A 12,701-nucleotide genomic window follows, 5' to 3' on the forward strand; every position below is an offset into this window, starting at 1 on the left:
ATATGAGTCGCTGTTTTAAAGAGCCCAGCGCAACTGCGTGGGCAAGGGTGAAACGGGTTCCGGCTCCGGCGGTGAGCCTGGCAGTGACAGCACGCGATTGAGGACTTCGGTTTCCAGGGCCGCCAGGCGATGGGAACCGCGCACCCGCGGGCGTGGCAGCTCGACGTGCAGGTCAAGGCCCACCTCGCCGTCCTCGATCAGGATCACCCGATCGGCAATTGCCACGGCTTCGCTGACATCGTGGGTCACCAGCAATACGGTGAAGCCATGTTGCTGCCATAAACGTTCGATCAACTGCTGCATCTCGATCCGGGTCAGGGCATCCAGTGCTCCCAGCGGCTCGTCCAGCAGCAACAGTCGCGGCTGGTGAATCAGGGCTCGCGCCAAGGCCACCCGCTGCTTCTGGCCACCTGACAGCGCCGCCGGCCATTCATGGGCGCGATCCGCCAGGCCCACCGCCTCAAGGGCTTCCAGGGCCTGGGGCCGCCAGTTGCCCTTGAGGCCGAGCCCAACGTTGTCGATGACTTTCTTCCAGGGCAGCAAACGCGCCTCCTGGAACATCAGCCGGGTGTCTTCGATGGCTGCGCTCAAGGGCGCGGAACCGGCCAGCAACTCACCGCCCGAAGGCTGGTCGAGACCGGCCAGCAGGCGCAGCAAGGTGCTTTTGCCGCAACCGCTGCGGCCCACCACAGCCACGAACTGACCGGCAGGAATGTGCAGATCGATTTCCCGCAGCACCTGCCGCGCCCCAAAGATCTTTTGCAATTTGCGCACGGCCAGGGGAATGCCCCGCAGCAGCCGTGGAGGTTGTTGAGCCGTCATTGGGCATCTCCCCTGACCACTTGATAGGCCGGATGCCAGCGCAGCCAGACCCGTTCCAGGCCCCGCGCCGCAAGGTCTGCAAGCTTGCCGAGCAGCGCATACATGACGATGGCCAGCACCACCACATCGGTCTGCAGGAACTCCCTGGCGTTCATGGCCAGATAGCCGATGCCGGAGCTGGCGGAGATGGTTTCCGCGACGATCAGGGTCAGCCACATGAAGCCCAGGGCAAAACGCACGCCCACCAGGATCGAGGGCAAGGCTCCCGGCAGGATCACTTGGCGAAACAGCGCAAACCCCGACAAGCCGTAGCTACGGGCCATTTCCACCAGCGCCGGATCGACGTTGCGAATGCCGTGGTACGTGTTGAGGTAGATCGGGAACAGAGTGCCCAGCGCCACCAGGAAAATCTTCGCCGACTCGTCGATGCCGAACCACAGAATCACCAGGGGAATCAGCGCCAAGTGCGGTACGTTGCGGATCATCTGCACCGAGCTGTCCAGCAAGCGCTCACCCCATTTCGACAAGCCGGTGATAAAGCCCAGCACCAGGCCGATACCGCCACCGATGACAAAGCCCAGCCCCGCACGCCAGCCACTGATGGCCAGGTGAGTCCAGATATCACCGCTGCGGACCAGGCTGATCCCGGCTTCGATCACCGCACTGGGAGCCGGCAGGATGCGGGTCGACAGCCAACCCGCCGACACCGACAGTTGCCACACCGCGAGCAGCAGCAACGGCAGCCCCCAGGGCGCCAGCCGATGCACTATGCGTTGTCCATTCATGGCCGCACCTCAGCTCTGTGACGCGGCTTTGGGAAGGATGTCATTGGCGACCATCTCCCCGAACGGGCTGACGTAACCGGCGGCTTCGGGCAGCTTGGGCCGCTCGATATCCAGGTGCGGGAACAGCAACTCGGCCACTCGATAGGACTCTTCCAGGTGTGGATAACCGGAGAAGATGAAGGTATCGATGCCCAGGTCCGCATACTCTTTCATCCGCGCCGCCACCGTAGGGCCGTCGCCCACCAGTGCGGTGCCGGCGCCGCCACGCACCAGACCCACCCCGGCCCAGAGATTGGGGCTGACTTCCAGCTTGTCGCGACGCCCCCCATGCAGGGCCGCCATGCGCTGCTGGCCCACGGAATCGAAGCGCGCCAGGGAAGCCTGGGCCCGGGCGATAGTGTCGTCGTCCAGATGGGAAATCAGGCGCTCGGCGGCCTGCCAGGCCTCGGCATTGGTTTCCCGCACAATCACGTGCAGGCGGATGCCGAAGCGCACGGAGCGTCCGAGCTTGGCTGCCTTGTCCCGCACTTGCTGGATCTTCTCGGCCACGGCGGCCGGTGGCTCGCCCCAGGTCAGGACCATGTCCACCTGCTCGGCGGCCAGGTCCTGGGCGGCTTCCGAAGAGCCACCGAAATACAGCGGCGGGCGCGGTTGCTGCAGCGGTGGATAGAGCAGCTTGGCGCCCTTCACGCTGATGTGCTGGCCGTCATAGTCCACGGTTTCGCCTTCCAGCACCCGGCGCCAGATACGGGTGAACTCCACGGAGGCCTGGTAACGCTCTTCATGGTCGAGGAACAGGCCATCACCGGCCAGTTCGTCCGGATCACCCCCGGTCACCAGGTTGAACAGCGCCCGGCCACCGGACAAGCGATCCAGGGTTGCCGCCTGACGCGCCGCCACCGTCGGGGAAATGATCCCGGGGCGCAGGGCGACCAGGAACTTCAGACGCTGGGTCACCGGAATCAGCGAAGCCGCCACCAACCAGGAATCCTCGCAGGAGCGCCCGGTGGGGATCAGCACCCCGCCAAACCCCAGACGGTCGGCGGCCTGGGCGATCTGCTGCAGGTAAGCATGATCCACGGCGCGAGCGCCTTCGGCGGTGCCAAGGTAATGGCCGTCGCCGTGGGTGGGCAGAAACCAGAAGATGTTGAGGCTCATGGAGTTGTCTCCTAAGGGGTCGATTTACGGCGCTTTGGCCACGGCGGCAGGGGGCGTCCAGATCACGTCTTTGACGCTCAGCGGCTTGGGAATCAGCTTGAGCTGATAGAAGCTGTCGGCGATTTTCTGCTGCGCGGTGATCACTTCCGGGGTCAGGAAGGCCGCACCGTAGCCCTGACGTTTCACCGAGGTCAGGGTGATATCGGTAGACAGGCCCAGCAACGGCGCCACTTGCTGGGTGACCTCCTGCGGGTTGGCCTTGGACCACTCGCCCACGGCCCGCACTTCTTCCACCAGGGTCTTGATCACCTCGGGGTGCTGCTGTGCGTAGGGCTTGGTCGCCAGGTAGAACTGGTGGTTGTCGACGATGCCACTGCCGTCACGCAGCGTGCGTGCCTGCAGTTGCTGCTCGGCTGCCGCCTGGTAGGGGTCCCAGATCACCCAGGCGTCGACGCTGCCACGCTCGAACGCCGCTCGGGCATCGGCCGGAGGCAGGAACACGGTCTGGATATCGCTGTACTTGAGGCCGGCGTCTTCCAGGGCGCGGACCAGCAGGTAATGAACGTTGGAGCCCTTGTTCAGCACCACTTTCTTGCCCTTGAGGTCCTGCACCGACTTGATCGGCGAGTCCTTGGGCACCAGGATGGCTTCGCTATGGGGCGCCGGTGGTTCGTAGGCCACATAGAGCAGGTCGGCACCGGCGGCCTGGGCGAACACCGGCGGGGTTTCGCCGGTCACGCCGAAGTCGATGGAACCGACGTTCAGCCCTTCCAGCAACTGCGGACCACCAGGAAACTCGGTCCACTTCACGTCCACACCCTGCTGCGCCAGGCGCTTTTCCAGGGTGCCCTTGGCCTTGAGCAGCACCAGGGTGCCGTATTTCTGATAACCGATACGCAAGGTCTCGGCTTGAGCTTGAACAATGGCGCCGAAGGACACAGCCGCAGCAAACAGAGCGACCAGACCGCGACGCAAAATGACAGGGCGCATGGCGCTCTCCTTTTTGCTGTGGGGTTGTGGCTGCACCTGCTTGCCCGTTGGCGGGCGAGTAAGGCCAGTACTTCAAATCAGGGGTGTGGCTCAAATGCTCCAGCGAGCACTCAACAGGCGTTCATTCAATACATGGGGGTCCAGCGGTTTGGGGCGACGGGCCATGGCGCTGTGAAACTGCTCCAGAGCCTCTTTCAAACGCAGCTCCAGAGCCTCGGCCAGCTGCGGCTGCACACTGCCTTCGCCATAAGCGATCTGGCTGTCCTCGGCAAAGATGCCCTGGAGCATTTCCTGGGCCTTGAGTGCCGAGAGCACAGGCTTGAGGGCGTAATCCACCGCCAGCATGTGGGCGATGCTGCCGCCTGTGGCCATGGGCAGCACCACCTTGTGGCTCAGTGCGCGTTCCGGCAGCAGATCGAGCAGGGTTTTCAGCGCCCCGGAAAACGACGCCTTGTACACCGGTGTGGCGATCAGCAGGCCGTCGGCCTGTTCAATGTGTTGCAGCAGGTTGATGACCATGGCGCTGTCAAAGCGAGCGTGAAGCAGATCCTCGGCCGGGAAGTCCCGCACCTGGTAACTGACCACTTCCACGCCTTGCTGCTGCAACCAGCGCTTGGCCAACTCCAGCAGCACCCCGGAACGGGAGCGTTGGCTGGGACTGCCACCGAGAGAGACCACCAGCATGCAGGGGATTCCTTGAACAAGATAAAGCGATTCGCGGGATGCGATCTCGCCGGACTGAACAGACCTTAACAGCCTATTTTTATATCCATAAATCTTATTTATTTATTTGTTTATTCCTTAAATGAATATAAGGAGCGATGATTTCCAGGCAAAAAAATAGGCCGTCGAAACGGCCTTAAAACCCCTGCTTTGTGGTTCTGTTACCTCGGCGTTCTGCGTAGGAACGGGCTTGCCCGCGAAAGGGTCCGCAAGACTTGCACCGGCCTCACCACCGCCTTCGCTGGCAAGCCGGCTCCTACAGCGGTGAGTGGGTCAGCGATTGGGCTGCGGCGTCAGGCGCAGGTAAGGCTTCACTGCGCGATAACCTCTGGGAAAGCGGCGTTTGATCTCTTCCTCGTCCTTGAGCGAGGGCACTATCACCACCTCGTCACCGTCCTGCCAGTTGGCCGGAGTGGCCACTTTGTAGTTGTCGGTGAGTTGCAACGAGTCAATCACCCGGAGAATTTCGTGGAAGTTGCGCCCAGTGCTGGCGGGATAGGTGATGGTCAGGCGAATCTTCTTGTTCGGGTCGATGACGAACAGCGAACGCACGGTCAGCGTGTCGCTGGCATTGGGATGAATCAGGTCATAGAGGTCCGACACTTTGCGATCGGCGTCCGCCAGGATCGGAAAATTGACGATGGTGTGCTGGGTTTCGTTGATGTCCTCGATCCAGCGGTGATGGGAGTCCACCGGGTCCACCGACAGGGCAATGGCTTTGACTCCGCGCTGAGCGAACTCGTCCTTGAGCTTGGCGGTGAAACCCAGCTCGGTGGTGCACACCGGCGTGAAGTCTGCGGGGTGGGAAAACAGCACGCCCCAGCTATCGCCCAGCCACTCGTGGAAACGAATCTTGCCGGCACTGGAATCCTGTTCGAAGTCGGGGGCGATGTCGCCCAGTCTGAGGCTCATGGGGTGCTGCTCCTGTGAGTGCGTGATGGAGCTACTCTGCCTGCACCGGAGCTTATTTAAAAAGAATAAATATCGATTTATTCATAACCAAATTGAATATTAAAAATCTCTTCACTGGACGCGCGCGCAGGCGAAGACCACCCTTCTCAACAAGGTTCGAGAAGGCCTTGAGTAGCTGTACAAAGAGGGGGATTCAGGAAGGGCTCACGGGGGTGGGCCTGACTTGAAGCAATACCTCGCCCGGCATTGCGCCGGGCGAGGCTTTATCACGCTATTACAACAGCGGGATCGAGTAGCTGACGATCAGACGGTTTTCGTCCTGATCGCGCTGGCCCGGGATGTCGTTACGCCACATGGCGTTCTTCCAGGTCAGGCCGAGGTTTTTCAACGGACCTTCCGGAATCACGTAGGCAACGGTCAGGTCGCGTTCCCACTCGGAGCGGCCAGTGGCCGAAACTGTACGTTGAGGAGTGGTAGACCCCACCTTGCCGGATGTATCGATGTTGTCGCCACGCAGGTAAACCACACCTGCGGTCAGACCTGGCAGACCCACTTTGGCGAAATCGTAGGAGTAGCGAGCTTGCCAGGTGCGTTCGCCGGCACGGGCGAATTTCTGGATCTGCATGTCGGTGGTCAGGTAAGCCGACGAGCCGTCACCCTGGTTCAGCCAAGGGAAATCGCTGTCACCGTTGCTGACCTGATAGCCGCCGCCGAAGGTGTGGCCGGAAACCGAGTACAGGAACAAGCCACTGAGCAGACGGTTATCAACCTTGCCCTTGGTGATGCCAGTGCCGTAGTCACCGGTGGTGTAGTAAGCCGAGTCGTGGCCATTGGCACCGTCGTTACGGCTGTTGAAGTAGCGCAGGTCAGACTTCAATACGCCCGGGCCGATAGCCCAGTTGTGCAGCAGGCCCACGAAGTGCTGTTTGTAGAAGTCTTGCAGGTTGCCGTAGTAGTACTGAGCCGTCAGGTCTTTGGTGATTTTGTAGTCACCGCCACCGTAGATGAACTTGTTGCTATCACGGCCTGCTGCTGTGTGAGCATTGGCGCCAGCAATGGACAACTCTTCGTTGTTGCTGGAGTTACGACCTTTGGCGTGCTCGATCTGGCCACCGACCAGAGTCAAATCCTTGATCTCGTTGGTAGTGATCTGGCCGCCCTGGAAGGTTTGCGGCAGCATGCGACCATCGTTGGTCACGATAACCGGCAGTTTTGGCTGCAGGGTGCCCAGCTTCAGTTCGGTCTGCGAGATCTTGGCTTTGGCAGTCAGGCCCAGGCTGGAATAGTTATCAACGGCTTCGCCATTAGACTTGCTTGGGAAGACGGTGCCGCCATAGGAAGTGGAGGTGGCGCCGTTAGTACCGCCGCCCGAGTCCAGCTTGATGCCCAGCAAGCCGATTGCATCCAGACCGAAACCGACGGTGCCTTCGGTGTAACCGGAAGTGAAGTTGAGTTGGAAGCCTTGGCCCCACTCTTCCTGCTTACTCTGAGCGCCCGCAGCTTTGGCATCGCCATCGCGGTTATCGGTATTGATGTAGAAGTTGCGCAGCCCCAAGGTAGCCTTGCTGTCTTCGATGAAACCGGCGGCGCCTGCCTGCTGCGCCAAAACCCCTACGGCCACAGCCAGGGCCAAGGTGGACTTGTTCATGTTTCGCTCCTCTCGTTTCTAATTCTTGTGGTTCCTGGCCCCAGATCGAACGCCCGGGTGCCACAGATGCGCGATTAGCGCCAGACCGTGACCGACAAGTCAATCGTAACTATCTATGTCTACGACCATGGTCTAATCGCAGTGATTTGGTCCATGCAGGGTAATGAATTACTCATAAACCCAAAAAGAATTGTTTAGTCCTTTTTCATACTTTTCAGGAATAACGCTAGCCACTGTAAAGCCGAGAGTCCCGGCCTAGGCACTCGCAAGCTTATTTCTGAAAATTGTTCCCCGATTCAGCCCTTCAAGGTCCCCCCGCGCCAGAGGCGTAAAACGTCATGGAGGATCAAAAAAGCGACGCATCATGGCTAAGAGCCTATCCTCCCGTCAATTTGTTACAGTTTTTGTGTCGAAATGAAATTTTTCTGACATGTGCAGAAAACGACAACGCCTCGATCCTGGGGTCGAGGCGTTGTGTATTGCAGAACGAAAAATAGACTCAGAGGACCTTTTCGAAGATCTTCGAATTGCGCTGGTAGTTGTACAGCGAGGCCCTGGCCGACGGCAGACGTTCGACGCTGCTGGGCACAAAACCCCGCTCACGAAACCAGTGGGCGGTGCGGGTAGTGAGGACGAACAAGGTCTTCAGCCCTTGAGCCCGGGCCCGGGTTTCAATCCTTTCCAACAGTTCATCACCGCGCTTGCCATGACGATACTCCGGGTTCACCGCAAGGCAGGCCAGCTCGCCGGCGTCGGAGTCGGCAATCTGGTACAAGGCAGCGCAGGCAATGATCATGCCCTCGCGCTCGACCACGCTGAACTGTTCGATCTCACGCTCCAGCACTTCCCGGGAGCGCCGTACCAGGATGCCCTGTTCTTCCAGTGGGCTGATCAGATCCAACAAACCACCGACATCTTCAATCGCCGCCTCGCGCACCCGCTCGAATTGCTCCTGGGCCACCAGGGTGCCGCCGCCATCACGGGTAAAGAGTTCCGTCAGCAGGGCGCCATCTTCGGCATAACTGACGATGTGGCTACGTCCCACCCCCCCACGACAGGCCTCGGCAGCGGCATCCAGCAGTTCGGCCTGGTAATTGCTGCCCAGGCGCTGCAAGTGCGCCGGAACCTGTTGCGGGCGCAACTCGCGCACCAGCTTGCCGTTTTCATCCAGCAGCCCCGGGTCGGCACCGAACAGCAGCAGCTTGTCGGCCCCCAGATCGATGGCGGCGCGAGTGGCCACGTCCTCGCAAGCCAGGTTGAAGGTCTCGCCAGTGGGCGAATACCCCAAAGGCGACAGCAGCACGATGGAGCGCTCGTCCAGCAGGCGATTGATGCCCTTGCGATCGACCCGACGCACTTCACCGGTGTGGTGGTAGTCGACACCTTCCAGCACGCCGATCGGGCGGGCCGTCACCAGGTTGCCGCTGGCGACCCGCAACCGCGAGCCCTGCATGGGCGAGGAGGCCATGTCCATGGACAGACGCGCCTCGATGGCAATGCGCAACTGGCCCACGGCGTCGATCACGCACTCCAGGGTCGCCGCGTCGGTAATCCGCAGGCCGTGATGGTAATGGGGCGCCAGACCGCGAGCTGCCAGACGGGCTTCGATCTGTGGCCGTGAACCGTGCACCAGCACCAGGCGAACCCCCAGGCTGTGGAGCAGCACCAGGTCGTGGACGATATTGCCGAAGTTGGGGTGTTCAACGCCGTCGCCCGGGAGCATGACCACGAAGGTACAGTCACGGTGAGCGTTGATATAGGGAGACGCGTGGCGGAGCCAATTGACGTATTCGGGCATGAACCTGAGCCTGTAAATAAAAAGCAGCCTATAAAAGGACGAAACGGAAAACGCACAGCGGGCTGATGGTTATCGTCGGAACAGGCTTGGCAACACGCTTACTCTCCTCATGGGTACGGATCAGGACGCCGGTAATTTACTGAAATTGGGCCGGCGTCAGGCAGTAATGTTCAATCAACTCTCGTAGCAACTGCACAGTAGGCTGCAAGCGTGACATTTCGAGGTACTCCCCGGGCTGGTGGGCGCAGGCAATATCACCCGGGCCCAGCACCAGCGTCTCGCAGCCAAGGCGCTGAAGATAAGGCGCTTCAGTGCCAAACGCTACTGCTTCGGCACGATGCCCGGTAAGCCGCTCCGCCACCCGCACCAGCTCAGCGTCCTCGGGCTGCTCGAACGGCGGCACCGCAGGGAACAGCGGCGCATAGTCGATCTGCACTTCATGCCGCTCGGCAATGGGTTGAAGTTTCTGCCGGATCGCCTCGCGCAGCACTTGCGGGTCCATGCCCGGCAAGGGACGCAGGTCGAACTCCAGGGAGCACTGGCCGCAGATGCGGTTGGGGTTGTCGCCACCGTGGATGCAACCGAAGTTCAAGGTCGGTTGCGGCACGCTGAACTGTGGATTGCGGTACTCGCGCTGCCACAGCAGCCGCAACCCCCGCAGCTCGCCGATGGCGTCGTGCATGGCCTCCAGAGCGCTACGCCCCAGGCGCGGGTCAGAGGAATGGCCGCTGCGCCCGAGGATATCGATGCGCTCCATCATCACCCCCTTGTGCAGGCGGATCGGCTTGAGGCCCGTGGGCTCGCCGATCACCGCCGCGCGCCCCAGGGGCCGCCCGGCTTGCGCCAGGGCCCGGGCACCGGCCATGGAGCTTTCTTCATCACAGGTCGCGAGGATCAGCAGCGGCTGCTTGAATGGCTGCTCCAGCAACGGTCGCACCGCTTCGATGATCAAGGCGAAAAAGCCCTTCATGTCACAACTGCCCAGACCGACCCAGCGGCCGTCGACCTCGGTCAACTTCAGCGGATCGGTCTGCCATAAAGCGGCATCGAACGGCACCGTATCACTGTGCCCGGCCAGTACCAGGCCACCGGGACCGCTGCCGAAGCTGGCCAGCAGATTGAACTTGCCGGGGCTGACCTGCTGGATATCGCAGGCAAAACCGAGGTCGCCAAGCCAACTGGCCAACAAGTCGATGACCGGACGGTTGGACTGATCCAGCGCCGCTTGAGTGCAGCTCACCGACGGCGCGGCGATCAGTGCAGCGAACTGATCTTTCATGGACGGCAATGGCATGAACTGGCTCCGCAGATCCCAAGATAAGGACCATCATAGAGGCATCTCGTGAGAGGAAGGAACCGTCGTGGCGCCTCCGGGCGCCTGGTCCTGTACACTGCACGGCCTTGGCAGCCAACTCTTCCCCCGGCTGCACTCCCGATCCTGGATTTTCCGGCCATGCAGAAAGAAACCGAAATCAAACTCCGCGTCAGCCGCGAAACCCTCGCCGCCCTGCGCGAGCACCCGCTACTGAAAAAACGCAACAAAAGTGGCTGGGAACGCCGTGAGCTGATGAACCAGTACTTCGACACCCCAGAGCGCGATCTGGCCCGGGCCAAAGTCGCCCTGCGCCTGCGTCGTGACGGTGACGCAGTGATCCAGACCCTCAAGACCAGCGGCCAGAGCGTTGCTGGCCTGTCCGAGCGCAACGAGTACGACTGGTCGTTGGCCAAAGCCAAGCTCGACGTGAAAAAACTCGACGGCGAATGCTGGCCCGAAGCCCTGGCCGAACTGGACAAAAAGACCCTCAAGCCGCTGTTCACCACCGACTTTGTCCGTGAGCGTGCGGAAATCGCCTGGGGCCGTGGCAAGGCCAAAGTGGTGATCGAGGCGGCCCTGGACCTGGGCCAGGTGATCGCCGGCAAGCACAAGGAAGAAATCTGCGAGCTGGAGCTGGAACTGCGTGAAGGCGAGCCCGCTGCTCTGCTGGAACTGGCGGCGGAGCTGGCCCTCACCCTGCCCCTGATGCCCTGCGACATCAGCAAGGCCGAGCGTGGCTATCGCCTGTTCGATGCCGGTAGCTACTCCTTGAGCCTGCCGGCGCCACAGCTGAGCGCCGAAACCCCGCTGGACGATGCCTTCGCCGCCCTGGCCTGGCACCTGCTGGGCAGCAGCCAGCGCCTGGCCGAACAGTATCGCTTCAACGGTCACTGGCGCCTGCTGCAGGACTGGGTGGATAACCTCGCCGAGCTGCGCGCTCTGGCCAGCAGCCTGGGCCAGGCTGCGCCACGCCAATCCACCGCTGAGCTGCGTAGCGCCCTGGATGCCCTGCTGGAAGACTGGCGTCCGCTGGTACAAGCCGGCCTCGACGATGAAGACGTGCGCAAGGCCGCGCCGGAGCAGTTCATCGAGGAACTGCAGGACGTACGCTGGGGCCTGTTCTCCCTGAACACCTCGCGCTGGCTGCTGGCCCGAGCCTGGACCGCCGAGCGCAACACCCGTGGCAACCGCCAGGGTGCAGCGCAACTGGGCAGCTGGCTGCCACGCCTGCTGGCCGAGGAAGCGACCTCCCTGCAACTGCCGCGCTACCAGCAGCAGCCGGAAGATCTGGCCGAGCAGTTACCGCGGATCGAACGTATCCAGGCCTGGCTGCACCACGCCCGCGCCGCGCTGGACATTCCGGAGCTGGACCGCCTCTACGGTGAACTGAACAAGCTGGCACAACTGGCCAACGAGCCCATTACCGACGAAGCCCTCGATGCCCGCAAGCAACAGGCCATCGCGGTGTTCCAGAACCGCGCCTGGAAAACCCTGCTGCGCATGTAAGCCGCCCCCTTAGCGCAGTACCGGCAGACTGGTGGTGGACTTGATCTCCGACAGGGCAACGATCGAGTTCACCTCCTGAATGCCGGGCACCATGGACAGTTTCTCGAAGAAAAACCGCTCATAGGCTTCGATGTCCGCGGTCACGATACGCAGCAGGAAATCCACCGCCCCCATCAGCACATAGCACTCCAGCACCTCCGGAAAACCGCGAATCGCCTCGGTGAACTCGGTGAAGTTGGAGCGTCCGTGGGCGTTGAGCTTGATCTCGGCAAAGATCTGCGTGTTAAGGCCGATCTTCTTGCGATCAAGCAAGGTCACCTGGCCACGGATCACCCCCTCTTCCTTCAAGCGTTGAATCCGCCGCCAGCACGGTGACTGGGACAAGCCCACCTGTTCGGCAATCTGCGCACTGGAAAGTGACGCGTCCTCTTGCAGCAACGCGAGTATCCGGCGGTCGTAGGCGTCCAGCTCGCTATGCATAATAAATTCCCTTATCTATAAAACCTTGAATCAAACAATTCGACTTTCATGAATTCTGCTCAATCTTAGATAAGAAATACCCGAAACCGAATGTAAAAATTTCTCCACTGATCTGGAGACTGCCATGCCCCATCTCGAACCCGCCCCTGGCCAATCATCCCGCGCCGATGTCTGGAACCAGAACAATGTCCACTGTCGCGTGCACTACCAGATGACGGCCGAGGCCGAAGCCGATGTCCTGTGTCGGGTGCTCAACCACTTCGCCCTGCAATTTCTGGTGCCCCAGCGGGTCACGGTGATCCAGCAAGACGCCACGCTGCACATCGACGTGGAACTCGACGGCCTGAGTTGGCACCGGGCTCGGGTGATCGGCGACAAGTTGCGCAACCTGATCAGCGTCTGCTCGGTAGAACTGGAACGGGCAGAGCCGGCGCAACTGCAGGCCGCTGGCTGAGGCCGGAAAAACCCTGCAACCCTTGGCAGGCGGCGGCCCAGACTGGCGGGGCTATTCTTGGCCATTTGTGGTCAGAGACCCGCGTCTGGACAACAGCCCCAAGGAGCCCC

12 protein-coding genes are annotated in these 12,701 nt (G+C 61.3%); 2 read left to right on the top strand and 10 right to left on the bottom strand.

Annotation, left to right across the window (positions count from 1 at the left end; all coding sequences use genetic code 11):
* Positions 1-15: 15 nt before the first annotated feature.
* From ssuB to argE, 9 genes are all read right to left on the bottom strand, one after another.
* Positions 16-822, bottom strand: coding sequence for an aliphatic sulfonates ABC transporter ATP-binding protein (gene ssuB / locus PFZ56_RS04105; RefSeq protein WP_170001767.1), 807 nt, complete (start codon positions 820-822; stop codon positions 16-18).
* Positions 819-1,607 carry an aliphatic sulfonate ABC transporter permease SsuC gene (ssuC, locus tag PFZ56_RS04110; protein WP_170001765.1) on the bottom strand — a complete coding sequence of 263 codons (789 nt, stop codon included), beginning with the start codon at positions 1,605-1,607 and terminating at the stop codon, positions 819-821. The genes ssuB and ssuC overlap by 4 nt, the downstream gene beginning before the upstream one ends.
* Positions 1,608-1,616: 9 nt before the next feature.
* Entirely contained in the window at positions 1,617-2,765 is a 1,149-nt protein-coding gene (ssuD, locus tag PFZ56_RS04115) for an FMNH2-dependent alkanesulfonate monooxygenase (protein WP_102862153.1), read from the bottom strand.
* Positions 2,766-2,789: 24 nt separating this feature from the next.
* Positions 2,790-3,755 carry a sulfonate ABC transporter substrate-binding protein gene (locus PFZ56_RS04120; RefSeq protein ID WP_170001763.1) on the bottom strand — a complete coding sequence of 322 codons (966 nt, stop codon included), beginning with the start codon at positions 3,753-3,755 and terminating at the stop codon, positions 2,790-2,792.
* Positions 3,756-3,845: 90 nt separating this feature from the next.
* A complete protein-coding gene (ssuE, locus tag PFZ56_RS04125; protein ID WP_102862155.1) occupies positions 3,846-4,439 on the bottom strand; it encodes an NADPH-dependent FMN reductase in 594 nt (197 codons plus the stop codon).
* Between the two features lie 312 nt (positions 4,440-4,751).
* A complete protein-coding gene (locus tag PFZ56_RS04130) occupies positions 4,752-5,390 on the bottom strand; it encodes a peroxiredoxin (protein WP_102862156.1) in 639 nt (212 codons plus the stop codon).
* A 274-nt stretch (positions 5,391-5,664) separates the two neighbouring features.
* Positions 5,665-7,038, bottom strand: a complete 1,374-nt coding sequence (locus tag PFZ56_RS04135) for an OprD family porin (RefSeq protein ID WP_170001761.1) — start codon at positions 7,036-7,038, stop codon at positions 5,665-5,667.
* A gap of 499 nt (positions 7,039-7,537) precedes the next feature.
* The gene (argA, locus tag PFZ56_RS04140; RefSeq protein ID WP_170001759.1) at positions 7,538-8,836 is read right to left on the bottom strand and encodes an amino-acid N-acetyltransferase; all 1,299 of its coding nucleotides are present in this window, start codon (positions 8,834-8,836) and stop codon (positions 7,538-7,540) included.
* Positions 8,837-8,972: 136 nt separating this feature from the next.
* A complete protein-coding gene (argE, locus tag PFZ56_RS04145) occupies positions 8,973-10,130 on the bottom strand; it encodes an acetylornithine deacetylase (RefSeq protein WP_170001757.1) in 1,158 nt (385 codons plus the stop codon).
* A 159-nt stretch (positions 10,131-10,289) separates the two neighbouring features.
* Between argE and PFZ56_RS04150 the strand changes: the two genes are divergently transcribed.
* The gene (locus PFZ56_RS04150) at positions 10,290-11,657 is read left to right on the top strand and encodes an inorganic triphosphatase (protein WP_102862160.1); all 1,368 of its coding nucleotides are present in this window, start codon (positions 10,290-10,292) and stop codon (positions 11,655-11,657) included.
* Positions 11,658-11,666: 9 nt separating this feature from the next.
* Here the strand turns inward: PFZ56_RS04150 and PFZ56_RS04155 are convergent, their stop codons facing one another.
* A complete protein-coding gene (locus PFZ56_RS04155; RefSeq protein WP_065902318.1) occupies positions 11,667-12,137 on the bottom strand; it encodes an Lrp/AsnC family transcriptional regulator in 471 nt (156 codons plus the stop codon).
* A gap of 124 nt (positions 12,138-12,261) precedes the next feature.
* On the opposite strand from PFZ56_RS04155, the gene PFZ56_RS04160 reads away from it, so the two are divergent.
* Entirely contained in the window at positions 12,262-12,591 is a 330-nt protein-coding gene (locus PFZ56_RS04160) for a hypothetical protein (protein WP_102881221.1), read from the top strand.
* Positions 12,592-12,701 lie beyond the last annotated feature (110 nt).

The organism is Pseudomonas danubii, assembly GCF_042980055.1.
In the GTDB taxonomy this organism is placed as follows: domain Bacteria; phylum Pseudomonadota; class Gammaproteobacteria; order Pseudomonadales; family Pseudomonadaceae; genus Aquipseudomonas; species Aquipseudomonas danubii.

Excerpts from the sequence above, each read along its gene's own strand:
- ssuC (WP_170001765.1), bottom strand. The coding sequence starts at position 1,607 with ATGAATGGACAACGCATAGTGCATCGGCTGGCGCCCTGGGGGCTGCCG.
- PFZ56_RS04135 (WP_170001761.1), bottom strand. The coding sequence starts at position 7,038 with ATGAACAAGTCCACCTTGGCCCTGGCTGTGGCCGTAGGGGTTTTGGCG.
- ssuD (WP_102862153.1), bottom strand. The coding sequence starts at position 2,765 with ATGAGCCTCAACATCTTCTGGTTTCTGCCCACCCACGGCGACGGCCAT.
- PFZ56_RS04160 (WP_102881221.1), top strand. The coding sequence starts at position 12,262 with ATGCCCCATCTCGAACCCGCCCCTGGCCAATCATCCCGCGCCGATGTC.
- argE (WP_170001757.1), bottom strand. The coding sequence starts at position 10,130 with ATGCCATTGCCGTCCATGAAAGATCAGTTCGCTGCACTGATCGCCGCG.
- ssuE (WP_102862155.1), bottom strand. The coding sequence starts at position 4,439 with ATGCTGGTGGTCTCTCTCGGTGGCAGTCCCAGCCAACGCTCCCGTTCC.
- ssuB (WP_170001767.1), bottom strand. The coding sequence starts at position 822 with ATGACGGCTCAACAACCTCCACGGCTGCTGCGGGGCATTCCCCTGGCC.
- PFZ56_RS04120 (WP_170001763.1), bottom strand. The coding sequence starts at position 3,755 with ATGCGCCCTGTCATTTTGCGTCGCGGTCTGGTCGCTCTGTTTGCTGCG.
- argA (WP_170001759.1), bottom strand. The coding sequence starts at position 8,836 with ATGCCCGAATACGTCAATTGGCTCCGCCACGCGTCTCCCTATATCAAC.
- PFZ56_RS04155 (WP_065902318.1), bottom strand. The coding sequence starts at position 12,137 with ATGCATAGCGAGCTGGACGCCTACGACCGCCGGATACTCGCGTTGCTG.
- PFZ56_RS04130 (WP_102862156.1), bottom strand. The coding sequence starts at position 5,390 with ATGAGCCTCAGACTGGGCGACATCGCCCCCGACTTCGAACAGGATTCC.
- PFZ56_RS04150 (WP_102862160.1), top strand. The coding sequence starts at position 10,290 with ATGCAGAAAGAAACCGAAATCAAACTCCGCGTCAGCCGCGAAACCCTC.